Origin of the sequence: uncultured Apibacter sp. (assembly GCF_946479295.1) — a bacterium.
GTDB lineage: Bacteria > Bacteroidota > Bacteroidia > Flavobacteriales > Weeksellaceae > Apibacter.
Genome location: NZ_CAMLFD010000002.1, coordinates 98,441 through 123,830, shown reverse-complemented (window position 1 = coordinate 123,830; position 25,390 = coordinate 98,441). Strand labels below are relative to the sequence as shown.

The 25,390-nt window shown below is 30.1% G+C and carries 28 protein-coding genes; 14 read left to right on the top strand and 14 right to left on the bottom strand.

All coding sequences use genetic code 11. The annotated features are described in order from the left end of the window. Positions 1–44: 44 nt before the first annotated feature. Genes Q0T35_RS03155 through Q0T35_RS03145 form a run of 3 tightly spaced genes read right to left on the bottom strand, consistent with a single transcriptional unit; the run spans position 45 to position 2,060 of the window. On the bottom strand, positions 45–953 hold the full coding sequence (locus tag Q0T35_RS03155; protein WP_295840937.1) for a ferric siderophore ABC transporter substrate-binding protein: 909 nt from the start codon (positions 951–953) through the stop codon (positions 45–47). Positions 954–956: 3 nt separating this feature from the next. Further along, entirely contained in the window at positions 957–1,361 is a 405-nt protein-coding gene (locus Q0T35_RS03150) for a biopolymer transporter ExbD (RefSeq protein ID WP_293916846.1), read from the bottom strand. A 3-nt stretch (positions 1,362–1,364) separates the two neighbouring features. Next, the gene (locus tag Q0T35_RS03145) at positions 1,365–2,060 is read right to left on the bottom strand and encodes a MotA/TolQ/ExbB proton channel family protein (protein WP_295809141.1); all 696 of its coding nucleotides are present in this window, start codon (positions 2,058–2,060) and stop codon (positions 1,365–1,367) included. 134 nt (positions 2,061–2,194) lie between these two features. Here Q0T35_RS03145 and hisE point away from each other — a divergent pair, with 134 nt between their 5' ends. Continuing rightward, entirely contained in the window at positions 2,195–2,764 is a 570-nt protein-coding gene (gene hisE / locus Q0T35_RS03140) for a phosphoribosyl-ATP diphosphatase (RefSeq protein WP_293916844.1), read from the top strand. 19 nt (positions 2,765–2,783) lie between these two features. Here the strand turns inward: hisE and Q0T35_RS03135 are convergent, their stop codons facing one another. Then, positions 2,784–3,203, bottom strand: a complete 420-nt coding sequence (locus tag Q0T35_RS03135; RefSeq protein WP_293916842.1) for a dCMP deaminase family protein — start codon at positions 3,201–3,203, stop codon at positions 2,784–2,786. A gap of 209 nt (positions 3,204–3,412) precedes the next feature. On the opposite strand from Q0T35_RS03135, the gene Q0T35_RS03130 reads away from it, so the two are divergent. The 13 genes from Q0T35_RS03130 (at position 3,413) to Q0T35_RS03070 (ending at position 13,932) form a co-directional block, all read left to right on the top strand. Continuing rightward, positions 3,413–4,741, top strand: a complete 1,329-nt coding sequence (locus tag Q0T35_RS03130) for a DUF937 domain-containing protein (RefSeq protein ID WP_295840934.1) — start codon at positions 3,413–3,415, stop codon at positions 4,739–4,741. Between the two features lie 486 nt (positions 4,742–5,227). Then, on the top strand, positions 5,228–6,421 hold the full coding sequence (trpB, locus tag Q0T35_RS03125; protein WP_295840933.1) for a tryptophan synthase subunit beta: 1,194 nt from the start codon (positions 5,228–5,230) through the stop codon (positions 6,419–6,421). Between the two features lie 3 nt (positions 6,422–6,424). Continuing rightward, the gene (locus Q0T35_RS03120; protein ID WP_295840932.1) at positions 6,425–7,816 is read left to right on the top strand and encodes an anthranilate synthase component I family protein; all 1,392 of its coding nucleotides are present in this window, start codon (positions 6,425–6,427) and stop codon (positions 7,814–7,816) included. A 5-nt stretch (positions 7,817–7,821) separates the two neighbouring features. Then, positions 7,822–8,361 (top strand): cysteine hydrolase family protein, encoded by a 540-nt coding sequence (locus Q0T35_RS03115; RefSeq protein WP_293916837.1) that lies wholly within the window; start codon positions 7,822–7,824, stop codon positions 8,359–8,361. An 11-nt stretch (positions 8,362–8,372) separates the two neighbouring features. Continuing rightward, a complete protein-coding gene (locus tag Q0T35_RS03110; protein ID WP_293916835.1) occupies positions 8,373–8,939 on the top strand; it encodes an aminodeoxychorismate/anthranilate synthase component II in 567 nt (188 codons plus the stop codon). 6 nt (positions 8,940–8,945) lie between these two features. Then, on the top strand, positions 8,946–9,944 hold the full coding sequence (gene trpD / locus Q0T35_RS03105; protein ID WP_295840931.1) for an anthranilate phosphoribosyltransferase: 999 nt from the start codon (positions 8,946–8,948) through the stop codon (positions 9,942–9,944). A gap of 26 nt (positions 9,945–9,970) precedes the next feature. Beyond that, positions 9,971–10,399, top strand: coding sequence for a hypothetical protein (locus Q0T35_RS03100; protein ID WP_295840930.1), 429 nt, complete (start codon positions 9,971–9,973; stop codon positions 10,397–10,399). A gap of 22 nt (positions 10,400–10,421) precedes the next feature. Further along, the gene (gene trpC, locus Q0T35_RS03095; protein ID WP_295840929.1) at positions 10,422–11,204 is read left to right on the top strand and encodes an indole-3-glycerol phosphate synthase TrpC; all 783 of its coding nucleotides are present in this window, start codon (positions 10,422–10,424) and stop codon (positions 11,202–11,204) included. A gap of 15 nt (positions 11,205–11,219) precedes the next feature. Continuing rightward, on the top strand, positions 11,220–11,846 hold the full coding sequence (locus tag Q0T35_RS03090) for a phosphoribosylanthranilate isomerase (protein ID WP_293916828.1): 627 nt from the start codon (positions 11,220–11,222) through the stop codon (positions 11,844–11,846). After that, positions 11,843–12,616 carry a tryptophan synthase subunit alpha gene (trpA, locus tag Q0T35_RS03085; RefSeq protein ID WP_295840927.1) on the top strand — a complete coding sequence of 258 codons (774 nt, stop codon included), beginning with the start codon at positions 11,843–11,845 and terminating at the stop codon, positions 12,614–12,616. Before Q0T35_RS03090 ends, trpA begins: the two co-directional genes overlap by 4 nt. A gap of 337 nt (positions 12,617–12,953) precedes the next feature. Next, positions 12,954–13,037, top strand: coding sequence for an Ada metal-binding domain-containing protein (locus tag Q0T35_RS11110; protein WP_366800043.1), 84 nt, complete (start codon positions 12,954–12,956; stop codon positions 13,035–13,037). 209 nt (positions 13,038–13,246) lie between these two features. Then, complete coding sequence (locus tag Q0T35_RS03075) at positions 13,247–13,375, top strand: hypothetical protein (protein ID WP_293916822.1); 129 nt, start codon at positions 13,247–13,249, stop codon at positions 13,373–13,375. A gap of 17 nt (positions 13,376–13,392) precedes the next feature. Beyond that, positions 13,393–13,932 (top strand): methylated-DNA--[protein]-cysteine S-methyltransferase, encoded by a 540-nt coding sequence (locus Q0T35_RS03070; RefSeq protein WP_295809088.1) that lies wholly within the window; start codon positions 13,393–13,395, stop codon positions 13,930–13,932. A 74-nt stretch (positions 13,933–14,006) separates the two neighbouring features. Here the strand turns inward: Q0T35_RS03070 and rnr are convergent, their stop codons facing one another. The 10 genes from rnr to Q0T35_RS03020 all read right to left on the bottom strand — a co-directional run bounded on the left by rnr (position 14,007) and on the right by Q0T35_RS03020 (position 25,347). Continuing rightward, positions 14,007–16,160 carry a ribonuclease R gene (rnr, locus tag Q0T35_RS03065; RefSeq protein WP_295840925.1) on the bottom strand — a complete coding sequence of 718 codons (2,154 nt, stop codon included), beginning with the start codon at positions 16,158–16,160 and terminating at the stop codon, positions 14,007–14,009. A gap of 110 nt (positions 16,161–16,270) precedes the next feature. Next, positions 16,271–16,984, bottom strand: a complete 714-nt coding sequence (locus Q0T35_RS03060; protein WP_295809083.1) for an LrgB family protein — start codon at positions 16,982–16,984, stop codon at positions 16,271–16,273. Next, positions 16,981–17,319, bottom strand: coding sequence for a CidA/LrgA family protein (locus Q0T35_RS03055; protein WP_293916814.1), 339 nt, complete (start codon positions 17,317–17,319; stop codon positions 16,981–16,983). Before Q0T35_RS03055 ends, Q0T35_RS03060 begins: the two co-directional genes overlap by 4 nt. Positions 17,320–17,446: 127 nt before the next feature. Continuing rightward, entirely contained in the window at positions 17,447–18,430 is a 984-nt protein-coding gene (locus Q0T35_RS03050) for a Gfo/Idh/MocA family oxidoreductase (protein WP_293916812.1), read from the bottom strand. Further along, on the bottom strand, positions 18,405–19,418 hold the full coding sequence (locus Q0T35_RS03045) for a hypothetical protein (protein ID WP_293916810.1): 1,014 nt from the start codon (positions 19,416–19,418) through the stop codon (positions 18,405–18,407). Before Q0T35_RS03045 ends, Q0T35_RS03050 begins: the two co-directional genes overlap by 26 nt. 16 nt (positions 19,419–19,434) lie before the next feature. Then, the gene (locus Q0T35_RS03040; protein ID WP_293916808.1) at positions 19,435–21,102 is read right to left on the bottom strand and encodes a hypothetical protein; all 1,668 of its coding nucleotides are present in this window, start codon (positions 21,100–21,102) and stop codon (positions 19,435–19,437) included. 381 nt (positions 21,103–21,483) lie between these two features. Continuing rightward, entirely contained in the window at positions 21,484–23,619 is a 2,136-nt protein-coding gene (locus tag Q0T35_RS03035; RefSeq protein WP_295840923.1) for a S9 family peptidase, read from the bottom strand. A gap of 147 nt (positions 23,620–23,766) precedes the next feature. Then, a complete protein-coding gene (locus Q0T35_RS03030) occupies positions 23,767–24,252 on the bottom strand; it encodes a thioredoxin family protein (RefSeq protein ID WP_295809071.1) in 486 nt (161 codons plus the stop codon). Between the two features lies 1 nt (position 24,253). Then, complete coding sequence (locus Q0T35_RS03025) at positions 24,254–24,622, bottom strand: DUF4296 domain-containing protein (RefSeq protein WP_293916801.1); 369 nt, start codon at positions 24,620–24,622, stop codon at positions 24,254–24,256. Further along, positions 24,619–25,347: a polyprenol monophosphomannose synthase gene (locus Q0T35_RS03020; RefSeq protein WP_295840922.1), complete on the bottom strand. Its 729-nt coding sequence runs from the start codon at positions 25,345–25,347 to the stop codon at positions 24,619–24,621. Before Q0T35_RS03020 ends, Q0T35_RS03025 begins: the two co-directional genes overlap by 4 nt. Positions 25,348–25,390: the final 43 nt, after the last annotated feature.

Below are 25,390 nucleotides of genomic sequence, written 5' to 3'. Positions count from 1 at the left end.
AATAGGAAGTTTTTTTATTTTTTTAAGAATTATTTCTGCTAATTTTAAAAATTAATTTTATACGTACCGGTTACAGATCTAGTACCGGAGTTACCTTTAACATATTGTTTAATCCACTTTATTCCTGTATTAAGCAAACAAGTATTATTTATTCCCGACTTTCGACTTACGGAAATAACATTTCCGTTTTTATCAAGAGTATAAGAGAAGATAATAGTTCCTGAACCAGCACAATTATGCTCGGGAACCTTACCCCCTCTTCCCATAGTTCCGGGGATAAAACTAATTAATTTTCTCCCATTGCCAATACCTTCGCCGCCATTTCCATTTCCTCCGGTTTCAACTCCTTGATTCTGTCCAGGCCTTCCTCCCGTTCCTTCGCCGGTTGAAGAAGTACTGGTTCCTTTTCCTTTAATTAGATTTCCAAGAGCAGCATTTCCTTTGGGATTACCACCTATTGTAGAATTTTCTGTTCCCACTCCGGCAACAGTATTAGTTTTGGACTTTTTGATAGGTAAATTATTGGTATTTTTAGAAGAGTTTTTGGTTTTACTATTTTTTTTAGTTTCAGTTTTTTTTACAGGTTCAGGTATATTTTCCTTGGAATCGTTTTGATGGGCAAGAATAGTTTTATTTTCTTCTTGCATTAAATCATTCGTAGATATATTATTTTCTGAATTTTCAGCTCTTGCATTATTCCCTTCTCCACGTAAAACTTCCTGGTCAGCCGGTTCTTCTTCTCCAAGCCCTACTTCATCGGTCCCAAAATTAGCACCCAAATCATCTATATCGAAGTTAATATCTATATAAACCGGTGGAGTAACTGTTATAAATACGGTTTTATAAGTTAAAATAAATAATAATAAAGCTCCCGAAATTAAAATGGTAAGAGTACCACTAATTAACTTTTGCTTTTTATTATCATAATATTTAATTCTATAACTTTCACTCATAACCTATTTATCGTCTGAAATGTGCGGGTTTGTGGCAATTAAAACCTTATACTTATTTCTGTTTGCTATATCCATCAAAAAAACAACATCTTTATGTAAAGCCTCTTCATCCGCCGCAATGACGAATGTTGGAGAGGAATTAGTACTAAATAAGGTTTTTAAAGTAGTCTCAATTTCGTTTTTAGCTATCTCTTTTTTATTTAAAAAGTATTTTCCATCCATAGATACCCCAATATAAACTCTTTCAGTAGGCATTTCCTGCCCTTTTGCATTAGGCAATTTTATATTTAAAGCAGATTGGTTTGCCGATGCGGTAAGCATAAAAAAAGTAAGTAATAAAAATATTACATCAGTGATGGAGGCCATACTGAATTCCGGAGAAACTCTATTTCTACTTCGTAATTTCATAAATTAATGAGTAACGGGTTTATTTAAAATGTCCAGAAAATCAATAACAGTAAGTTGTAAAGAATATACGCTTCGATCAATACGAATAACCAAGATGTTATAAAATAAATAGGCTAATAAACCGACAATTAATCCAGCTGCAGTATTTGCCATTGCTGAATAAATACCTCCTGCTAACATTTGAGCACTTGCCTGATCTTGAGCACTGGTAGCAAAAAAAGCAATGATCATCCCGATTACCGTACCTAGAAAACCTAACATAGGAGCAGCACCTGAAATAGTTCCTAATACACCCACGTTTTTTTCTAGTTCAAAAATTTCTAATTGAGCAGTGTTTTCAATAGCATCACTGATATCACGGGTGGGTTTACCGATTCTCATCAGTCCTTTATAAAGAATTCTTCCTTCAGGGGTACGGGTTCTCTTACAAAGATCCAAAGCAGCGTTAATATTTCCTTGATGAATAAGATCTTTAATATCGTTTAATATAGAAGAATTTTTATTTGAAAATCTTTTTATAGTTAAAAAACGTTCAAAAAAAATGTAAAGGGAAAACATAAATAATAAAAATAGACAAATCATTACAAATATGCCGATAGGTCCTCCGTGCGTTAACATTTCTAAGAGAGAAAATTGTTTTTCACTAATTTCTTCACCTTGTGCAAGTACCTTTTGTACGGTTTTTAAAGAATCGTTCATATAAATCCTTTTTTGTATAAGAGTTTTTTAAAATATTTGTGCAAAGGTAGGAATTATTGTTAGTCTTTTATTAAATATAATCATATAAGATTAGAAGTAAAATAGTAACTTCGTGTTATTAATTCTTAAAAAGAATGAAAGATACTAATTTTAGTAAAGAAAAAGGAATTATTACTATTATTCAGGATAATAAAACAGGTAAAGTTTTAGCATCAGGAATAAGTACTGATACTTTAATTAAGAAATCACAATTAGAAAGAAAGATTTATTTAAATGATGTATCCTACGATGATTTATATATTTGGGAAGAATGCTTTTGGAATAAAGATAAATCGGTCATATTAATAAAAGTAAAAGCCAATAAAGATTCGGAAAAATATATAATAACCACGGATTTTGCTGAAGAAAATAAAAATTCATATTCCTATTTAAGTTCTTTAGAGAAAAAGATAGGGAAAAGCATTAAAGGAGAAAAGCAGAACACTCATATTACAACAGTTTTAAAAAAAGGAAAGTCAAAAATTGCCCAAAAATTTGGAGAAGAAGCAGTTGAGCTTGTAATAGAAGCAGCCAGAGAAAACGATAAATTATTTAAAGATGAAGCAGCAGATGTATTTTATTATTATTTAATATTGTTACAAGAAAGAGGATTTCTATTGGATGATATTTTAAAGCAATTAAAATTACAAAAGAGGAAAATTTAATAAGGATATTTTTAAAAACTTAAACAACTGCCTCCTTAATTTGCTCAATCTCAATTCCAGCCTCTTTTAAAAAGTCAATTCCACTTGTATCCGAATATTCATTAATATAAACTACACGTGTAATACCGGCTTGATGAATAAGTTTACTACATTCTCGACAAGGGGATAAAGTAACATACAATGTTGCACCTATACACGATTGGGTAGAAGCGGCAACCTTAAGGATAGCATTAGCTTCTGCATGAAGAACATACCATTTAGTAAACCCATTGTCATCTTCACATACATTTTCAAATCCCGTTGGAGTTCCATTATATCCATCCGAAATAATCATACGGTCCTTTACAATTAATGCACCTACTTTTTTTCTTTCACAATATGATAACTTGCCCCATTCCAGAGCCATGCGCAAATAGGCTATATCGTATTTCGTTTTCATGAGATGAAATTACATTTTTTTTACTAAAATGTTTTACAAAATATTTATACTTTTTAAAATTTAGCTTACTATTATAAAAGAGAAATATTATCCTTAAATAATTTTTTTTATAAATAATAAAAATTATTTGGAATAATTATTGTCATAAATGAAAGATAAAATATCTCAAAATTAAATAATAGTATAATTAACACCGAAAAAATTTTGTTATGGAAAATCTAATAGATTCATTAAAGAAAATAATTACCCCCGATGCTGTTTCTGGCATATCTTCAGAATTAGGTGAAGATATAGGAAAAGTAACTTCAGCCATAAGAACAGCAGTTTCCAGCTTATTCGGAGCAGTTCTAGAAAAAGGAGATGATAACAAATTAGAAAATATATTAAAACAAGCAGGAAATATCCCTTCCCTAACTAATGTAAAAGGATTATTTTCGGGAAAAATGGATTCTGAAACGCAAAACATAAGTTCAGGCTTTTTGCATACTCTTTTTGGAGATAAATTAGGAAACTTTTCTTCCTTGATTTCTTCTTCATCCGGCTTAAAGAATGAAAGCACCAGTAAGCTTATGGGCGTACTATCTCCATTGGTTGCTGGATTTTTAGGGCAGAAATTAATTTCAGGAGGAAATTTTAAAGGATTATTAGGACAGATAAATTCAGAAAAAAAAGGTTTTTTATCATCTATACCGTCAGGCTTAGCCGGAATATTGGGAGTGTCTTCCATTTCCAATCTAGGAGATTCATTTTTTAATAAAGTCGCCACTCAGACGAAAGAGACTGCTGAAAAAGTTAAAGATAAAGTAGAAGATACTTATCACGAATATAAAGATAAGATGGAAAAACATTCCGGAGGCGGTTGGTTAAAATGGCTTATAATATTTTTACTTGCAGGTATATTAATAATATGGTTATTCTCTAAAAATGGATGCTCTAAAGGAAAAGGAACCGCAACCCCAGTGAATGATTCCATACAGAAAGTAGAACCTAAAAAGACTGACCAGGATACATTAGCAGAAACTAGTACGGATAATCTAGGCAACACAACAGATCAAAAGATAAAAGAATTATTACCCATCACATTACCTAGTGGAGCAGTTATTAATGCATTTCCGGGAGGAACAGAAGATAAAATGGTAAATTTTTTAAAATCCGATGAATATAAAAATGCATCTAATGAAGATTTAAAAAATAAGTGGTTTGACTTTGATGGAATCAATTTTGAATTCGGAAGTGGAACGCAATTAACTCCGGAATCTGAAACTCAAGCAAAAAATATTGGAATTATACTTAAAGAATTTCCTAATGTTAAAATAAAAATTGGTGCTTATACAGATAAAAAAGGAAATGATCAAGATAATTTAAAATTATCACAACAAAGAGCAAATACAGTAAGAGATATTTTTGTTAAAAATGGTTATGGAGATAGAGTAGATGGAGCAGAAGGATATGGGTCTAAATTTGCAAAAGTAGATGCAAATGCTTCTGATAAAGAAAGAGCTAAAGATAGAAGAATTTCTTTGCGTTTTGAAAAATAAAATTTTGATGAGAATGTAATATAGCAAATGAATCAAAACTTCAATTAAGATAAAAACCTTAAAAACTCTCAACAAGGCTCATTCTTTATTTTAAAGAGTGGGCTTTTTTATTTCATACTGAATCATAACATTGTTATTAAGAATATAATAATTTCCTACAATGATATAAGTTAAAATAATGAAACTTTGGGGAATGATAAGCAAAGAGCATCAAATACTCTTAATTTATGAAAATTAAAAAAAAATATAAAAACATAATTTAGTTTTTGGATAATAAAAAGATAATTATTATTTTTGTTGAATTAATCAGGAAAAGTGAAAACAATATTTTTTAATAATAGATCTTGGTGGTGCTCTCAGCTTCGATAGCCGTGGGCATTAAGGTATATTATTTTAAATAAACTATTAAAAATAAAGAAAAACCTACCGTGTTCGCGGTAGGTTTTTTTGTTTTTTAAATATTTAATTACTAAAATGAAAAAAAAGATGCATACGTATAATGTTGATCAAGAAGGTTATTATGGGGAATTTGGAGGAGCCTATATTCCGGAAATTCTTTATCAAAATGTAGAGTTGTTAAAAAACAGCTACCTAAAAGTTTTAGAAGATCCTAAATTTCAAAAAGAATATCATGATTTACTAAGAGATTATGTGGGTAGACCCTCTCCTTTATATCTAACAAAAAGGTTGTCTCAAAAATATGGATGTAAAATTTACCTCAAAAGAGAAGATTTAAACCATACGGGGGCTCATAAAATTAATAATACAATCGGGCAAATACTTTTGGCGCGAAGAATGGGTAAAACTCGTATAATTGCCGAAACCGGAGCAGGTCAACATGGAGTTGCCACTGCCACCGTATGTGCCTTAATGAATATGCAATGCTTTATTTACATGGGAAAAGTAGATGTTGAAAGACAAAAATTGAATGTAGAGAAAATGCAAATGCTCGGCGCACAAGTTATTCCAGTTACTAGCGGAAATATGACATTAAAAGATGCTACTAACGAGGCAATTCGAGATTGGTGCTCTAATCCCTCCAATACTTATTATATCATCGGTTCAACTGTAGGTCCTCATCCGTATCCTGATATGGTAGCTCGATTACAGTCTGTAATCAGTGAAGAAATTCGAAAACAACTATTAGAAAAAGAAAACAGGAAAAATCCCGATTATTTAATAGCTTGTGTAGGTGGAGGAAGTAATGCTGCCGGAACAATCTATCATTTTTTAAATGAACCATCCGTATCAATTGTATTGGCAGAAGCAGCAGGAAAAGGACTAAACTCCGGAGAATCTGCTGCTACTATACATTTGGGAAAATTAGGTATAATTCATGGAAGCAAAACATTGCTAATGCAATCAGAAGATGGGCAAATAGAAGAACCATATTCCATATCGGCAGGATTGGATTATCCGGGAATAGGTCCTCTACATGCATATCTAGCTAAGACCGGACGATCAGAAGTGTTGGCGATAACTGACGAAGAAGCTATTGAAGCAGCTTTTGAATTAACAAGATTAGAAGGTATTATTCCTGCTATTGAATCAGCACACGCGTTGGGAGTATTGAGTAAAAAGAATTTTAAAGAGGATGATGTGGTTGTCATATGTCTTTCAGGAAGAGGAGATAAAGATATGTATACCTACATAAAAGAACAGAAAAAACGAAATGGATAGAGCATGGAAATACAGGTTAAAACAAAAAAATTATTAGCAGATCTACAAACTCCCGTAGGAATTTATTTAAAAATTCGAGATGCCTTTCCTGAATCAGCGTTATTGGAGAGTTCTGATTTTCATGCTGGAGAAGATAGTTCGTCTTTTATAGCGATGGATCCACTGGCTAAATTTAAAGTTAAAGATCATTTTATCACAACTAAGGTCAATGGGCATGCAATGGAGAAAAAATTAATAAATCCTTTGGAAACAGAATTTGATGATTTTATAAAAAGTTTTCATTTGAAAGGAGAAAATCCAACGAAAATTAATGGATTTTTTGGATACACTTCCTACGATAGTATTCGATATTTTGAGGCTGTTGATCCTGAAAATAATAAATATGAAAATGCAAATATACCGGAACTGTATTATATATTTTACCGATTTATCTTAGTAATCAACCATTTAAAGAACGAATTGGTTATAGTCGAAAATATACCTGAAGGAGAAAATTCCACAATTCATACTCTTGAAGCCTTATTACAAAATAATAATTTTGCTTCTTACAATTTTAAAACAAAAGGGAACGAGATAAGTTTTATCACAGATGAAGAATATAAAGAATATGTAAAAAAAGGGATTGCACATTGCAAAAGAGGCGATGTGTTTCAAATAGTACCTTCCCGTTGCTATTCACAAGCATTTACAGGAGACGATTTTAAAGTATATAGAGCTTTGCGCTCCATTAACCCTTCGCCTTATCTTTTTTATTTTGATTTTGGCTCTTATCGTATTTTCGGTTCTTCACCTGAAACCCATTGTAAAATCAATAAAGGATATGCATATATAGATCCTATAGCGGGGACTTATAAAAGAACAGGCAACGATGAAAAAGATAGAGAATTATCGGAAAGGCTTCTACAAGATGAAAAAGAAAATGCTGAACATGTAATGTTAGTAGACTTGGCACGCAATGATTTGAGTAGAAATTGCCATGAGGTAAAATTAGATTTTTATAAACGTGTCCAATATTTTTCACACGTTATTCATTTAGTATCAAGGGTAAGCGGAATAGTTGATAAAGATAAGAACAGTATATCCGTATTTGCCGATACGTTTCCCGCAGGGACCTTATCAGGAGCACCAAAGGTAAGAGCTATGCAGCTTTTGCGTGATATTGAAAAACATATGAGAGGAATTTATGGAGGATGTATCGGATATATTGGTTTAGAAGGAGATTTAAATCAGGCAATCACCATACGATCATTTTTGAGCAAAAACAATATTTTGTATTATCAAGCTGGCGCCGGGGTAGTATCCAAATCAAATCCTGAAGAGGAGCTAAAAGAAGCGAACAACAAATTAAAAGCATTAAAAAAGGCTATCAATTTAGCGGAAGAGTTAAAAAATTAAAAAATATGAAAGCATTACTTATCATTGATATCCAAAATGATTACTTTGAAGGAGGGAAAAATACTTTAAAAAATTCTTTAGAAGCAAGTGAACGAGCTAAAAAAATATTAGAAAAATTTAGAAATGAAAAGCTACCGGTAATTCATATTCAACATGTTTCTTCAAGACCGAATGCAACCTTTTTCCTTCCCAATACTCAAGGAGTTAAAATACATCCGAATGTTCAACCCCTGGAAGGCGAAGCAATCATAACAAAAAATGTTCCTAATAGTTTTATCAATACGGATCTTCAAGACACATTAAAAAAACTCAAAGTCGATGAATTAATCATTTGCGGAATGATGACCCATATGTGTGTAGATGCAACGACAAGAGCAGCAAAAGACTTTGGCTATACTTGTATCTTAATAGGAGATGCCTGTGCTACATGCGATCTTGAAATTAATGGAGAGAAAATACAAGCTAAAGAAGTGCAAAATTCGTTTTTAGCAGCTTTAAGCTATTATTATGCAACTGTAATCACAGCTAAAGAATTTGTAATTTAAATAGTAAAAAAGTGAAGATACTTGTTTTTGATAATTATGATTCTTTTACCTATAATTTAGTTCACCTGATAAAGGAATTAAACTATGAAGATGTAGACGTTTTTAGAAATAATCAGATTCAGTTATCCGATATCTCAAAATATGATAAAATAATTTTATCTCCGGGCCCGGGAATTCCTTCTGAATCAGGACTATTACTTTCTTTAATTGAACACTATGCTCCCACTAAATCAATATTAGGGGTATGTTTAGGAGAACAAGCTATTGGAGAGGCTTTTGATGCAGAATTATCCAATTTGCAAGATGTATATCATGGGGTAGCTACCCAAATAAAAATAATAGAGGACGATTATATATTTAAAGATCTTGGTCCCGAAATAGAGGTAGGAAGATATCATTCTTGGATTGTAAACAGTAACAATTTTCCGGACGATCTTGTTATAACAGCTATAGACGAAGATAAACAAATTATGGCATTGAAGCATAAACAGTACGATGTTCATGGAGTTCAGTTCCATCCGGAATCTATACTAACTCCTAACGGAAAAACCATTATAAAAAATTTTTTAGAAAATTAAGTTGATATGAAACAACTATTAAATAGACTGTTCGAACATCAATATCTTAACAGAGAAGAAGCAAAGGAGGTATTGACCAAAATGGCTGCTGACGAATATAATGAATCACAAATTGCAGCTTTCATCAGTGTATTTCTTATGAGGAATATTAGCATAGATGAGTTTTTTGGCTTTAGAGATGCTCTTATGGATCTATGTGCAGATGTTTCACCATTAGCCAAGTATGATCCTATAGATATTGTTGGTACCGGAGGAGACAATAAAAATACATTTAATATATCGACGCTTTCTTGTTTCGTTGTAGCCGGTGCAGGATATAAAGTGGCAAAACATGGAAATTATGGAGCTACCTCCGTAAGCGGAGCATCCAACGTAATGGAGCAACATGGAGTTCAGTTTACTTCAAATATCGATAAGCTTGAACGTTCTTTAGATGAAACGAATATAGCCTACTTACATGCTCCTTTATTTAACAATGCTATGAAAGTGGTTACACCGGTTAGAAAAGCATTAGGGGTACGAACCTTTTTTAATATGTTAGGTCCTGTAGTCAATCCTATCAAGCCTAAAAGAAATGTATTAGGAGTTTTTAACCTCAAAATGTCTCGCTTATATTATTACTTATATCAAAATACGGATTGTAATTATACTGTTGTACATAGTTTAGACGGGTATGACGAAATATCTTTAACCGATAATTTTAAAGTGGTAACTCAATACGGTGAACATATATATTCTCCGGAAGACATCGGGTTGGAAAAGTGTATACAAATTGAATTAGATGGTGGAAATACACCGGAAGAAGCCTCAAAAATTTTTGATAATGTAATCAGTAATCAGGCTACTCGAGCCCAAAAGAATGCAGTAATAGCAAATTCGGCATTTGCTATAAACAATATAAACCCAAGATTATCAATTGAAGAATGTATTAATCAAGCTCGAGAATCATTGGAAAGCGGAAAAACAAAGCAAACTTTTCAGAAATTTCTTGATATTAATAAATAGCAACATAAATTAAAAAACGCGAAAAAGTGAAAAAATTAATTCTTTTGAGTTTCATATGGTTCAGCATATTTTCTTATACACAAACTAAAGAAAGAGATAATAGATTAGTAGGTTCTTGGCAAGGATCGGAAAAAGGAAATCAAGAAGGAGTAGCCAAATATTGGGTACAGCAACGATATAACGATGGAACATTCCTTCTCTTATTTGTAGCTGTACCTGATGGGGAAGAAGGAAGTGCCGTTGTCGATAAAGGTGAATGGTGGACGGAAGACGGAAAGTATTATGAGCTACATTATAATACAAAATTTATAGATACCTATTTTTATGAAATTCTTGATGATCAACATGTAAAATTCAGACTTGTTCAATCGAGTAGAGATTTTAATAATTCGGAGTATGAATTTATAGATACTAAGCTCATAGATGGACTTGATTACCACAATTCACGAGATTAATTCACTATATAAAAACACTATTATGCCTACCATATTAGATAAAATTATTGCTTGTAAAAAGAAAGAATTAGAGAATTCAAAGCAGATAGTAACTATAGAAGGCCTTGAAAATAAAATTCAGCATATAAAAAATAGAAATTCATTAAAAAAATCCATACAAAATTCTTCTACCGGTATTATTGCAGAATTTAAACGCAGATCTCCTTCCAAAGACTGGATTTTTAAGGAAGCAAAAGTTAATGAAATTATCCCATTTTATTCTGAAAATGGTGCCAGTGCTATTTCAGTGCTTACAGATCTAGATTTTTTCGGCGGAACTTTACAAGATTTGGCATTTGCAGAAAAATTAACTCAAACGCCACTACTTCGTAAAGATTTTATGATTGATGAATATCAATTATACCAAGCAAAGGCTTATGGAGCTAGCGCAATTTTATTGATTGCTGCTGCTTTAACTGTAGAAAAAACCAAAGAGCTGGCAATGAAAGCAAAAAAATTGGGATTAGAAGTACTTTTGGAATTACATAATGAGAATGAACTGGATTATATTAATGAATGGGTAGACGTGGTAGGAATAAATAACCGTAATTTAAAAACATTTGTTACGGATGTACAAGTTTCTTTCGAGTTGAGTGAGAAAATACCTTTAGAATTTTTAAAAATTTCTGAAAGTGGTATTTCTTCTACACAAACAGTAAAAGAACTAATGCAAATCGGATATAAAGGTTTTTTAATGGGGGAAAATTTTATGAAAACTGAAGATCCCGGTAAAGCATTAAAAGAATTTATAAGCGAACTCAAATAATATAACTTTAAATAAATGAAAGTTAAAGTTTGCGGGATGAAACATCCTGATAATATAGAAAATTTGTCGTTATTGCCTGTGGATTATATGGGATTTATATTTTACCCTAAATCTTTACGATATGTTGGAGAATTATCTCCTAAACTAATACATTCAAGTACTACTCATATGATGAAAGTAGGAGTCTTTGTAAATGAGAATCAAGAGAACCTTTTCAATATTGTCGAAAAATATGATCTTAATGCAATTCAACTTCATGGAAATGAAACCCAGATGTATTGCAAAAATATTGTAAAAAATTTTCCGAAAATCAACGTAATTAAAGCTTTTAGTATACTAGGGGTTAATGATTTAAATCTAACAAAAGAATACGAAGAGTTCTGTGATTTCTTTCTTTTTGATACTAAAAGTCAGCAATATGGTGGTACAGGAAAAAAGTTTGATTGGTCAATATTAAATTCCTATAAAGGAGAAAAGCGTTTTTTTCTAAGTGGAGGAATTTCAATAGAAGATGTAGAAAAAATTAAAGAAATACAACACCCTAAATTATACGGTCTCGATATAAATAGCAATTTTGAAATAGAGCCCGGTAGAAAAGATATAGAATTAGTTAAGCAATTTATACAGCAAATAAAGTTATGAATAGAATAAAACAATTATTTAATAAAAAGCAAAAAAACATTCTTTCCATTTATTTTACTGCCGGTTATCCGAATCTTAATGATACAGGTAAAATAATAAAAGAACTCGAAAAAAACGGAATTGACTTAATCGAAGTAGGCATACCTTTTTCAGATCCTATGGCAGATGGACCTACCATTCAAGAAAGTGGTACTCAGTCCTTGAAAAACGGAATGAACCTAAAATTACTTTTCGAGCAAATTAAAGAAGTTAGGAAAGAAGCTGAATTACCATTAATAATGATGGGATACCTTAACCCGATTATGCAATACGGATTTGAAAAATTTTGTAAAAAATGTAAAGAAGTAGGAGTAGACGGGGCGATTATTCCCGATTTACCTTTTAATGACTATATTTCTGAATACAAGCCGATTTGTGATGCTTACGATCTAAAAGTTGTAATGCTGGTTACACCCGAAACCTCTGAGGAAAGAATACGTTTGATTGATGAAAATACAGACGGATTTATCTATATGGTTTCGTCTGCATCTACAACAGGAGCACAAAAAAACTTTGACGATAAAAAGTTGGAATATTTTAAAAAGATAAATTCCATGAAGTTGCGTAATCCTCGTTTAATCGGGTTTGGAATATCCAATAAAGAGACATTAGAGGCTGCGCAATCTAATGCCAACGGGGCTATTATAGGGAGTAAATTTATCTCTCTGTTGAAAACTAATGACTCAGTGGAAAAGGCAATTCAAGAGTTAAAGACATCTCTAAAAAGTTGATCAAATTTTAGTTATAAAAAATAGTTGTTAATTTTTCGGTTGTAGCATAAATAACAAATAGGATATTTTTGTATAAAAATTATATGATATGGAATCTTTTCAATTTGTAAAATCAGAATAATTTCTATAAAAGATGATGTATAGGTTCTTATAGTTAAGAAAAAAGCTTAATCTTTTTTTAAATGAAAATTATTATTTGTAAAAACTGATGATTCAAATCCTATTGATTTAAAAATACCCAGAAAAATGCTTCCTATGATGAACAGGATATATCGTTTTATAATTAATTATTGATAAAGATAGTGCGTTTGAAGGAACTTTTATCGTGGAAATATAAATTACAGGGACATTTTGTCGCCCTACTTGTTCTGTTCGAGAGCTTAGATTTGAAAATGTAGAATTTTTTTCATCAACCAAATAAACTATTGCTAACAGATGACCGCAAATGTAAAATTTGCCGTCTTGTGGAAAAAAATGGAGAGACATCTCAGTATGTACGTATTTTTATTGGAATTTCTGTAAGATCATATGAATATTAAATTAAAAGGTTATAATTTAAGAAAGAAAGGAATTGATTCTTAATAAAATAAGAAATGGTTTTCGAAAAAAAATCATGGAATAATTTTTCATATGTATCAGAAAATTTATAGGATTAATCAGGCGCTTCAAAATCATAAAGAAGGTGAATTTGTAGTCTATGCTGAATTTGATTCCGGATATGAGTTATTAAGTGGATTTATGGATTCATTAAAAAAATAACAGTAAATTCACCTAAAATGAGCAAAGATAAACAGTTGATTACACTTACTCGAATAAAAACTCCTCTAGGCACAATGATCGCTTGTGCTTCAGAAAATGGTATTTGTTTATTGGAATTTTCAGATTGTAAAATATTGGAAACAAAACTTAGAATGATTACTCAGGCTTTCAACTCACCCATAATACAAAGAGAAAGTAAATTTTTTAAACCCTTAAAACAACAATTGGATTCTTATTTCAAAGGAAATTTAAAAGAATTTGCAATTCCTCTGGATTGGGTTGGTTCAGATTTTCAAAAAGATGTATGGAAAATACTTCTTCAAATACCTTACGGTAAAACTTCCACCTATGCGATTCAAGCTCAGAAGATGGGCAAACCCTCATCAATTCGAGCTGTGGCTAAAGCTAACGGAATGAATAAAATATCGCTCTTGATACCTTGCCATAGAGTAATAGGTTCCGATGGGTCTTTAACAGGCTATAGCGGAGGGCTTTGGAGAAAGAAAAAGTTACTGGAATTAGAGTCAAGTTTTCCGTTACAATTAAAATTGTTATAAATAATAGATAAACCCTATATCGATAAATGGCTATATATCAATTTTTACATTTAAATTATGGGGCATAAATCTTTTCAATTATCAATTAATTCAAAATCTAATTGCTTTTTCTCCAGATTGGCTTTGATTACTTTTATGTAAACGGTATCTCCCAGTTGATATTGGTTACCTGTTCTTTGGCCAATAATTGAATATGATTTTTCATCATATCGATAATCATCTTCCCGAATATCTCTTATTTTTATCATTCCTTCTGTACCAAATTCCTTAATTTCCACATAAATTCCATATTCGGTAACTCCGGAAATAACTCCTTCAAAAGATTCTCCAATATGTTTTTCCATAAATTTTACCTGCATGTATTTAATACTATCTCGTTCTGCATCAGCAGCTAATTTTTCCATATTGCTGCAATGCTTAGCCTGCTCTTCGATGATCTCTTTATTGGCAGAAGGTTTTTTGTCTAGATAATCCTGTAAAAGGCGATGAGCTATAACATCGGGATACCGTCGTATAGGAGAGGTAAAATGACTATAATAATCAAAAGCTAGCCCATAATGGCCAACATTCTCAGTTGAATATTTAGCTTTTGACATGGTTCGGATAGCCAATGTTTCAATCATGTTTTCTTCACCTTTTCCTTTTACTTCGGTAAGTAGTTTGTTAATAGATTGATACGTTTTTTTCTTATTAGTAATATTTATGTCGTAACCAAGGGTATTTACAAACTGCTTAAGAGATAATAGCTTTATCGGATCTGGATCTTCATGAATCCTGTAAATAAAAGTTCTATCGGTTGGATTTCCTGTCTTATTGGTGCTCACGAATTCGGATACTTTTTTATTAGCCAAAAGCATAAATTCCTCAATAAGATGATTGCTGTCTTTTCCTATTTTAAAATAAACTCCAACGGGATTTTTATTTTCATCCAAATTAAATTTTACTTCAATTTTATCAAATGATATAGCCCCTTTTTTCATTCTATCTTCCCTTAGAAGTTTAGCTAGATTATTAAGGATATGGATTTCTTCTTCAAAATCCCCCTTCTTTCCTTCAATAATTTCTTGTGCTTCTTCATAGGTAAATCTTCTGTCAGAATGGATTACAGTTCGTCCGAACCATTGCTTTTTTACCATTGCTTTTTCATCCAACTCAAATAGGGCCGAGAAAGTATACTTATCTTCATTAGGGCGTAAGGAACACACATTATTACTTAAAACTTCTGGAAGCATAGGAACTACTCGATCCACTAAATATACAGATGTACTTCTTTCATACGCTTCTTTATCTAGCAAGGTTCCAGGTTTCACATAGTGCGAAACGTCTGCAATATGGATACCTATTTCCCAATTTCCATTATCTAATTTTTCAATGGAAAGAGCATCGTCGAAATCTTTTGCATCCACCGGATCAATGGTAAAGGTGGTTATTGTACGCATATCTCTTCTTTTGGAAATTTCTTCCTCAGAAATTCGAGTATCGAGTTTCTGTGCCTCATTTTCTACGTAATAGGGAAATTCATAAGGTAGTCCATAATCACTTAAAATGGCATGAATTTCAGTCTCATTTTCTCCAGGATCTCCCAATACTTCAATGATCTTACCGGTTGGACTATCTTCTTTATCTTGCCATTCTAGAAGTTCAACTACTACTATTTGGCCATTTTTAGCTCCGTTAAATTTTTCTTTCGGAATGAAAAAATCTGTATGTATTGAAGATTTGTTTACTACAGCAAAACCAAAATTTTTATTTGAAGAATATTCAAATTTTGCAACAAATTTAGTTTTGAAACGCTCAATAATTTCTATAACTTCTCCTTCTGGTTTCCTATTCTTAAATTGGTGTACAATAGCTTTTACTGTATCATTTTGTAATGCTTTTCCTGTTTTTCCTTTAGGAATAAAAATATCCTTTTCAAGTCCTTCAATAATTAGATAAGCATTGCCATTTTGACTGAAATCAATTTTACCTATCACATATTCTTTTTGAGAATTAATTTGATATTTTCCAATTTTGATCTCCAACAGTTGTTTTTCAGATACCAGGCTGTGAAGCACTTGTATTACAAATTCTCTTTGTCTGGGATTTTTATAATCAAGTATGGTGGCAATTTGTTTATAATTATATTGTTTATTTGGGTTTTTAATAAAAATATTAAGTATATTTCTTTTTAAATTTCGTAGTTTTTCTTTATGTTTAGAAGAAAATATTTTCTTTTTTTTAGTCATACTATTTAAATTTTAATTAAATATTCGCAGAGATAAATAATAACACGCTACACAAAAATGTGAAATGAGCTAGTTATTTTACGTAACAAAAAGTTAACCACAACGAATATTTATCCGATCCAATTCAAGAGATGAACAAGATACGGTGTTAATAAAGGAGCAAATATTGCAGTCAAAACTCCGTTTAGAGCCATTCCAAGTGCGCCATACGCACCAAATTTTTCTCCATTTTTCACAATTTCTGCTGTACCGATAGCATGTGCAGCTGTACCCATGGCTATTCCTATGGCCTTATGATCTTTAATTCCTAATTTCGTCAGGAAGCTCCAGCCGAATAAAGCTCCAATAAATCCGGTTATAAAAACGGTGGCAATAGTAAGAGAGGGAATTCCTCCCAACCCTTTCGATACTTCCATAGCTATGGGAGTAGTAACAGATTTGGGAGATAAAGAATAGGCGATAATATCTGAAGCTCCCAAAATTTTGGCTATAATTACAACGGAAATAATCCCGGAAAGACTTCCTGCAATCATAGCAAGGAACACTCTTACATAGCTTCCTTTTAAATGTTTTATATATAAATATAGAGGCAATCCTAAGGTGACTACAGAAGGCCCTAACCAAAATGAAATTAAGGAAGTGTTCTTATTGTAATCCTCATATGGGGTTTGGGTAATTTTTAAATAAACTATTAATAAGGCTATAGAAGTAATTCCCGGATGAAGAATTTTATATTTAAATTTATTATATAATAAATTACATAGCCAAAATATTAGTAAAGTTAAAGTTAAATGGAAAAGAGGAGTGTCTAAAAATTCCTTCATTCTTTCTTATTTCTTATAAGTAAACTCACTATTAACAGCACAATAAAGGTACTTAATATTATAGAGATAATAATTGCCAACCATTCTTTTGAAATGAGATCCCATTCAGAAGCTAGTCCAACGCCTAATGGGATGAATAAAATCAACATATTATTTAAAAAGAAGGTAGCAACTTCTTTTATATCTTCTACTTTTAGAATATTTAATTGTAAAGATACAAGTAATAGAAGCATTCCTATTATGCTTCCCGGAATCTTTATTTGTAGAATAAATACTATTAATTCACCGATAAAATATAATAGTAATATAATTCCTAATTGAGAAATCAATTTCATATAACAAAATTACTATATTTAAAACTAAATCAAATATTATTTTTCATAAGATATTATTTTGAAAAATTTTCAATTAATATTTTATTTATTGAAAATATAATAATTCATAGGCAAAAGCTATATAAACTTATACATTTTTCTCTAGCTTAATAGCTTTTTCTATAAAATCTATGGTATTGATTGCATTCTCAGCATCTATACGAGAAGGTTTCGAATTTTTTAATGATTGAACAATTTCTGTATACATTAGAGTATGTAGCGATTCTTTATTTAATGCTATATTTTCGGCAGGAAAATCAGCAACGTTATGAAATACTAATTGATCCATATATTGTCCTCCTATTTTAATAGTTCCTTTTTCAGCGATAAGGGTAATGGAAGAATCAAAATTTTTTTCAAAGGTGGATATAGTGTAAAACATGTTTCCTAAGGTTTTATCTGATTTGAATTCGATAATTCCACTATCGTTAAATTCAATAACTTTCTTATGAGTAAAGTTTGTTGCCAAGTTGGTTATTAATTCCAACTTTCCTAATAAATAATGTAAGACATCTATAAAATGTGAAAATTGTGTAAATAATACTCCACCATCTAAACTTTTTGTACCACGCCACAATGAATTTTCATAATAAGCATTATTTCTGTTCCAAAAACATTCAACTCTTATAAGGAAAATTTCACCTAAAAAATTTTTTTCAATTAAATTTTTCACATGATTGATTAGGTCAGAAAAACGTAGTTGTAATGAGGTAAATAATCGAACATTATTTTTTTTTGCCAAATTGATTAATTTTTCCGTTTGATCTTTGTATAAGGTTATTGGTTTTTCCACCAAAACATTTTTAGATAAATCTAAAATTTCTTTTGCCTGATCATAATGAAGTCCATTGGGAGAGGCAATTATATACAGATCTATATCCGGGAAATTAGTATGACATTCTGATATAGTTGAGAAGATGGAAACACTGTTATCTTCTACTACGATATCATTGGTATCTACTAATGCTACTAATTTTAAACTTTCATTTTGAGAGATGTTCTCAAAATGTATTTTTCCTATATGACCAAACCCTATAATTGCTGTTTTAAGAATGTTTTTTTTTAAAATCATTTAGATATTTTACAAATCCTATCAGGAAAATTATAGATAAAGATAATAAAAATCCATAAAAAGCATAAGCGTAGGTATTTTTTTTGACAAATAAAAATTTATTTTCATCCACAAGTTGTGGTTGTGAAAGTACTGATATAACCTGAGATTTTTTAACTTTTTCAATTTCTATTTCAGATAAATATCTTGTTCGATTCATTGCTGCAGTTAGTAAATCCATTTCAACATTATTTTTTGTGTTTCCATTTAAAAAAAGAGAAGTGGAAGTGGCAGATATTGGACTTTTAGTTCTTGATAATAGCAAAGAATCAATTATTTTTAGTTCATAAGTATATATTTTACTTCTAATATCTAATGACCTCAGATAAGATTCCTTCATTCTTGAACAATAAGGATCATTTTCAATGGGCTGTAAAATTTCACTTTTAATTTCTTCAGAAGATAGTTTCCTTTTAGACTTAATAGATATAGTATGTGTAGGGTAGTCAGTATCAACAAGTTTTTTTATAAAATTACTTATTTTGAATTGACTGGATAAGATGGTATCTCTATTGTTATCTTCATTATCATCTAAAATTTTATAGTAAATTTCAATTTCGTTAGTGAATGATTTTATAGGAAATATAGATATGGATTTTAAATCTTTATAAAATTCATTTTCTTTACTTCCTGAAAGCTTTTCATACGAATTAATTTGTTGGTATATTGTTTTTGTACTTTTAAAATTAGGCTCTATGATCATTTCATAATTGTATAAAGCCGGAGAAATCTCATCATTATAATAACCTATAGCACCTGAAATAATTACAAAAGCTACAATTAAAACAAAAAATCTTTTTAATAATATAAAAAAATTTATTAGAGCATTAAAAATGTTTGTAAAAAAATTACCAATACAAGTAAAAATTTTAATTATTCCATTTTTAAAATAATTTAATAAATCTAATATGTTAATTTCTTGTCTAGAGGTTGAATCTTGTCTTTCCATAACTCATAATTAGGTATTAATTCTTTAATTTTAAAATTTGTTCAAGAATTTTCTGAGTAATTAAGTATGTGGGTTTTACACCGGTCAAACCTAGACCTCCGGAGGCTAATGTACTTCCGGTTTCTAAAGGATTATCCGATGCATAATAGGCGTATCTTAGCTTTACATTTTCACCTATGTGATTACGTATTTTAGAAGCCACTTGAATTGCTTTTTGATAATGTGCTCCTTCCATCTCTAAACCGATTGCTTTCCAAGAAGTTTGCATAAAATAGGTTAAAACATTTTTGTTTTGTAAAGATGTACCTAATACAGTAATCATAGCACCTTTATATGCGTTGATATTATATCCTTCAAAATCTTTTAATGACAGTTCATTTTGAAATGGATAATTATCTGCTGTACCTTCAAATATATGAGCATCGGGTATCATGATATCTCCCTTATTGCCGACTAATATTCCGGCTTTTCCTAAGATAGAAATTGAGTCTACATTTAGATTTGCTTTTTCTTTTACTGTATTCAAAGGCCTTAATAATTCATCCATGATTTCAAAAGCTTGTTCACCAAAAGCATAATCGAAAACAATTAAAATATCTTCTTTATTTATATTCTTTATATCTTTAAATGGAGTGTTATCAAAATTTATCTTTGATAAATCAAAAATTTGAACATCAATATTCGAACCGCTGGTATCTTTTAAATATATCATACCGTTTTTGAGAGCATAACTTTTTACAGATTCTACCAAATCTAAATTTTTACTCAACTCTTCATATATTTTTAAGCCTTCATCTTTGTGATAGGTTTTATTTAAAGATTCAAATGCATACAGCATATTTTTAACACTATGCATATTAGAGCTGATAATGTGCAGTTTTTTATTGAGTAATTTATTTTTGACTAAAGTTTTTTTAACATTTTCCGCCCATTTTTCCCCAAAGAGATGATGACCTACTCTTTCTTTTAAGATAGAGCTAAAAAAAATTTCCCTTCTTCTTATCCCTAAAATATCTTCTTTACTTACTTTTCCTAAATTGTAAATAATTTTTATGAATCTATCCGGCTCATTGGCTTCCTGAAAATTTTTATAGGCAGTAATTACTTCATCAAAACTTCTTCCCAGCATAGTGGCAATATGAGCCAAAATAACTTCTCGTTCTTTTCTTTTTAACGGCTCTGAACTTAATGCAGCGTTTTCTACCGATATCCAAATTCTTCCTACTTTTCCATTAAAGTCATGTGTTCGTTTTCTAATTTTATCTGCTTCGTTATATAGAAAGGTGAGATGAGTAAGAATGTCATAAATTTCAGATCTACCTAATAAAACTTCAATGTTCATTTGATGATCATCTACTCTATAACAAGTTCTTCTTCTTTTTTTAGGATATATCGGGGCAAAAGAAGATTTGTCCAATCCCTCATTGGAAGTCAAATTTATGAAAGAACATTCCTCGATACCTTGAGGAAGCCTATCTAAAACATAATTCAGTCCATTTAGCTCAACTTTATCAGGATCAGCTATCGAGCCATATATTTCGGGATTTAACTTTAAAAGATAATTTCTTAATTCAAGACCAGATGTTCCTGTTGGTTTAAAACCGCCTCTATTAAAAAGATGCCTCATAGTTATGTATAATCTTTCTATGACATCTGTAGATTCTCTTGCTTTATATATTGTCATCTAGATAATTTTTAACAAAGATAAGACATTCTTCTATTGAGTATTTATTTGATGAATTAATGATGTTTGTTTTACGAAAGACTTAAACTAACATTAGCAAAATCCTAATTAAAATAAAGTTTTTTAATATTCAATTTTATATTATGGTTTAATAATATAAAAAAACACCAGTTAATATTCAAAGAATAAAAATAGGTTTTTAATAGCAAAAATTAAGCCAAACTGGTTAGAGGTGTATTATTTTCAGATTTAGGCAAAATGAAATATTTTAATTTAAGATTATCTAAAGATAAATAATATATAGTAATTTATTTTAAACTTACCATTTCAATTGAAAATTTCCTTACTTATCCAGTTTATTAAACGATTACTATAATTAAATTAAAGATTTGATTTTATGTAATTAGTCATTTTCTGATATAGATGAAATCTAGTATTTCCACCATATATACCATGATTTTTATCAGGATAAATGGCCATATCGAATTCTTTTCCCTCTTCAATTAAAGCATTAATCATTTCTGCGGAATTTTGAAAATGCACATTATCATCAGCCGTTCCATGTATTATCAAAAAATTGCCTTCTAAATTATGTGCAAAATTTATAGGAGAATTTTCATCATATCCTTTAGAATTTTCTTGCGGAGTTTGTAAAAAACTTTCCGTATAAATTGTATCGTAAAATTTCCAATTGGTAACCGGAGCAACGGCAATTCCCATTTTAAACAAACCATTAGATTTAGTCATACATAATGAAGTCAAATAACCACCAAAGCTCCATCCCCATATGCCAATTCTGTGGGGATCGACAAATGATTGTAGCTGTAACCATTTTACAGCTGCAATTTGATCTTCAAGTTCTAACTTTCCAAGTTGTTTATAGATTAATTTTTTAAAAATTTCTCCTCTACCTCCAGTTCCTCTACCATCGACAGATACAATAATGTATCCCTCTTGTGCAAGCATTTGATGCCACCAATAATTAAAGGAATCCCAAGAATTATTTACAGTTTGAGATCCTGGTCCACCATATACGTACATTAATACGGGATATTTTTTTTCAGGATTGAAATTTTTAGGTTTTATGATATAAGATTTTAAAGATATTCCATTTTCGGTAGGGATATCGATAAATTCTATTTTATCTATTTCTTTTTGCTTGCTATAAGAAATTAAAGTAGAATTATCTTCTAATGTTTTTAGTATGTTTCCTAAATTATTTCTTAAGGTATATAAAGGAGGGATTTCTGTAGTACTGAATTTATCAATGAAAAAAGAAAAATCGCTACTAAAAGCTGCTTCATGCGTTCCTAATTCGGATGTTAAAATTTTATGTTTACCGTTTTTTATGTTAACAGTAGCTATTACTCTGTTATTAGGACCTTTTTCATTAGATTGAAAATACACTATACCATTTTTTTCATCGATTCCATATACTTTAGTAACTTCCCAATCTCCTTTTGTAAGTTGTTTGATTGGTTGCCCATTCTTATTATACAGATATAAATGATTATATTCGTTTTTTTCGGAATTTAAAATAAAGCTTCCGTCTTCTAAAAAATTAATAAAAAGATTGTGAGTATCAATCCATGTTTTAGAAGATTCTGTAACTAATATTTTAGTACTAAGTTTTATAGGGTTTATATTTAAATAATTTATTTTATTTTGTAATCGGTTGGAAGTTATAGCTATTAAATCGCCGGTTGAAGAAAATGCAATTTTAATAATATAATAGTTATCTATTTCATTTAACGGAATATTATGAGCATCTTTCTTATCTAAATTATAAAGGTATAAACTTACTTTCGAATTATTTTCACCAGCCTTAGGGTATTTATAAGAGAATGTTTTAGGATAAAGATTATTTTCGTAAAGTGAAATATTAATATTTTTTACATTGGATTCATCAAATTGAATAAAAGCAATGAATTTTCCATCAGGAGACCATTCAAAATTTCGAACATTTCCGAATTCTTCTTCATATACCCAATCTGAAATTCCATTGATAATTTTATTTATTTTTCCATCGTGGGTCACTTGCGTTATTTTTAAAGAAGGAAACTCCTGATAATAAATATTATTTTCGTAAACAAAAGATACTTTTGTACCATCGGGAGAAAATACAGGTTCTTGTATAGGTTTTTTATTAAAAACCTCATATAAAGTTTGTTTTTTTATATCATATAAAGTATATATACCGGTTTTAGAATGTCGATAAATTGATGAAGATTCTGATTCTAATAGCAAAAGATTTTCATTAGGGCTAAATTGATAATCGGTGTAATTCCCTGAAATTATGTTGCTTATCTTATTAAAGCTTTCATAAGAATATTTTTCAATTCCGTTTTTTGTTAAAATAGTGTATTGTTTTCCATTTTTCAAAGAATTTATTCCTGAAATACTTTTAGGATAAAATTTACCGCTCCATATTTCTTCTAATGTAATTTTTTGTGTATATAAATTTATTACTAATGTAAATGAAAATATAAACGGAAATAATTTTTTCTTTGAAATCATGTAGAATTTTTTATAAATTAAAATTTTTTCATAAAAATTACACCTTTTTATGAAACTTAAAATTGTCAACAAATATTGTTTACATTATATTTATATGATATGAAAAATTTTACAACAATGTTAATTTAGCGGGATAAATATTGTTAATTAATTATATGTATTTGGATCAAGGGCTTTAGGTGACCAATTTAATAAAAATTTTTCAACCTTTTTCAGGTCATAGCCTGAATTATTATCTTCTAAAAAATCGGATTGTTGAGTGTGGATTCTTTCACCATTTTCGTTTAAAATCACAAAAACGGGAAAACCAAAACGCTGAGGGAATCCTAGTTTAGCTAAAATTGCTTCATTTTTATTTTCTTTGGAATAATTTAAGTGATAAACAATAAAATTATTCATTAGACTGTTCCTTATATCATAATTATCTTGAGTTAGTTTATGGAAGCGAATACACCAAATGCACCAGTTTCCTCCTATTTGAAGTAAAATAAATTTCTTTTCTTTTTTAGCCTCTACAATGCAAGAATCTATTTTTTTTTGAGCATCGTCAGTAGGATTGTATATTGTCTTTTTATCTTGTGAATTAACATAAGAGATAATGAATAAAAATAGTAGTAAAAATTTGATTTTCATATTAATTAGTTTCAGAGAGTTCTTCCATTTTTAATTGGTTTTGCTGTTCTTTAGATAATTTGTTTTTTAAATGATTGATTACTCCATCATAAATATGCTGTAAAGCATTCGCATCAGCATAATAATAAACATAACTATCTTGAAAAATTTCTTTGGTTGTATGGTGCGCTTTAAATATTGAAACATACGTTTCGAAAGCAATTTCTTTACTTAAAGGTATATTGGATGGAGTTTGATTGTAAAGATATATATCGCTTAAGATAGCTATCATATCTGTTTTAGATAATAGTTTATCTGGTTTCTTAAGTGCATGTTGGCAAGAAAACAATGACAAAAACAAGAAAAAGAATATATAAAAGTAAAGTTTCATAATCTCCCTAATAAAGACATAAATTTCATTTTAATAACTCCAAATACAGCTTCACTGATGATGGCTCCACTCATTTTTGAGTGTCCCTTAGTTCTATCAGTAAATATAATAGGAATTTCTACAATTTTGAATTTTTTACAATAAGCTCGAAATTTCATTTCTATTTGAAAACCATACCCCACTAATTTAACTTTATCTAAAGGCAATTCTTTTAGTACCTTACTAGTAAAACAAACGAAACCTGCTGTAGAATCATTAATGGGTAGACCGGTTATTAAGCGCACATATTTAGAAGCAAAAAAAGAGAGTAAGACACGATTCATTGGCCAATTTACTACATTAACGCCTTGACAATAACGAGACCCTATAGATAGGTCGGCACCATTTTTACAAGCCCAATAAAGTTGTATCAAATCTTTCGGATTATGCGAAAAGTCTGCATCCATTTCAAAAATATAATCATATCCGTTTTTTAGAGCCCATTTAAAGCCATGAATATAGGCTCTTCCTAATCCGTCTTTATTAGCTCTTACCTCTAAAAAAAGTCTGTCTGCATAAGAATTATTAATTAATTCCTCTACCACAGAGCCTGTGCCGTCAGGAGAAGAATCGTCCACAATTAAAACATCAAATTTCTCTTCTAAACTAAATACATTTGAGATAATATCATTGATATTTTCAATTTCATTGTAAGTAGGAATTATAACTAATTTTTTGTCAGGCACAGCATGCTATATTTTAATAAAGTAAATTTATGTTTGTAATCAC

Excerpts from the sequence above, each read along its gene's own strand:
- Q0T35_RS03130 (WP_295840934.1), top strand. The coding sequence starts at position 3,413 with ATGGAAAATCTAATAGATTCATTAAAGAAAATAATTACCCCCGATGCT.
- Q0T35_RS03055 (WP_293916814.1), bottom strand. The coding sequence starts at position 17,319 with ATGAAATTGATTTCTCAATTAGGAATTATATTACTATTATATTTTATC.
- Q0T35_RS03120 (WP_295840932.1), top strand. The coding sequence starts at position 6,425 with ATGGAAATACAGGTTAAAACAAAAAAATTATTAGCAGATCTACAAACT.
- Q0T35_RS03035 (WP_295840923.1), bottom strand. The coding sequence starts at position 23,619 with ATGATTTCAAAGAAAAAATTATTTCCGTTTATATTTTCATTTACATTA.
- trpD (WP_295840931.1), top strand. The coding sequence starts at position 8,946 with ATGAAACAACTATTAAATAGACTGTTCGAACATCAATATCTTAACAGA.
- Q0T35_RS03145 (WP_295809141.1), bottom strand. The coding sequence starts at position 2,060 with ATGAACGATTCTTTAAAAACCGTACAAAAGGTACTTGCACAAGGTGAA.
- Q0T35_RS03155 (WP_295840937.1), bottom strand. The coding sequence starts at position 953 with ATGAGTGAAAGTTATAGAATTAAATATTATGATAATAAAAAGCAAAAG.
- Q0T35_RS03045 (WP_293916810.1), bottom strand. The coding sequence starts at position 19,418 with ATGGAAAGACAAGATTCAACCTCTAGACAAGAAATTAACATATTAGAT.
- trpC (WP_295840929.1), top strand. The coding sequence starts at position 10,422 with ATGCCTACCATATTAGATAAAATTATTGCTTGTAAAAAGAAAGAATTA.
- Q0T35_RS03040 (WP_293916808.1), bottom strand. The coding sequence starts at position 21,102 with ATGACAATATATAAAGCAAGAGAATCTACAGATGTCATAGAAAGATTA.
- Q0T35_RS03150 (WP_293916846.1), bottom strand. The coding sequence starts at position 1,361 with ATGAAATTACGAAGTAGAAATAGAGTTTCTCCGGAATTCAGTATGGCC.
- Q0T35_RS03030 (WP_295809071.1), bottom strand. The coding sequence starts at position 24,252 with ATGAAAATCAAATTTTTACTACTATTTTTATTCATTATCTCTTATGTT.
- Q0T35_RS03025 (WP_293916801.1), bottom strand. The coding sequence starts at position 24,622 with ATGAAACTTTACTTTTATATATTCTTTTTCTTGTTTTTGTCATTGTTT.
- rnr (WP_295840925.1), bottom strand. The coding sequence starts at position 16,160 with ATGACTAAAAAAAAGAAAATATTTTCTTCTAAACATAAAGAAAAACTA.
- Q0T35_RS03050 (WP_293916812.1), bottom strand. The coding sequence starts at position 18,430 with ATGATTTTAAAAAAAAACATTCTTAAAACAGCAATTATAGGGTTTGGT.
- Q0T35_RS03060 (WP_295809083.1), bottom strand. The coding sequence starts at position 16,984 with ATGAAGGAATTTTTAGACACTCCTCTTTTCCATTTAACTTTAACTTTA.
- Q0T35_RS03135 (WP_293916842.1), bottom strand. The coding sequence starts at position 3,203 with ATGAAAACGAAATACGATATAGCCTATTTGCGCATGGCTCTGGAATGG.
- hisE (WP_293916844.1), top strand. The coding sequence starts at position 2,195 with ATGAAAGATACTAATTTTAGTAAAGAAAAAGGAATTATTACTATTATT.
- Q0T35_RS03070 (WP_295809088.1), top strand. The coding sequence starts at position 13,393 with ATGAGCAAAGATAAACAGTTGATTACACTTACTCGAATAAAAACTCCT.
- trpB (WP_295840933.1), top strand. The coding sequence starts at position 5,228 with ATGCATACGTATAATGTTGATCAAGAAGGTTATTATGGGGAATTTGGA.
- Q0T35_RS03115 (WP_293916837.1), top strand. The coding sequence starts at position 7,822 with ATGAAAGCATTACTTATCATTGATATCCAAAATGATTACTTTGAAGGA.
- Q0T35_RS03075 (WP_293916822.1), top strand. The coding sequence starts at position 13,247 with ATGTATCAGAAAATTTATAGGATTAATCAGGCGCTTCAAAATCATAAA.
- trpA (WP_295840927.1), top strand. The coding sequence starts at position 11,843 with ATGAATAGAATAAAACAATTATTTAATAAAAAGCAAAAAAACATTCTT.
- Q0T35_RS03090 (WP_293916828.1), top strand. The coding sequence starts at position 11,220 with ATGAAAGTTAAAGTTTGCGGGATGAAACATCCTGATAATATAGAAAAT.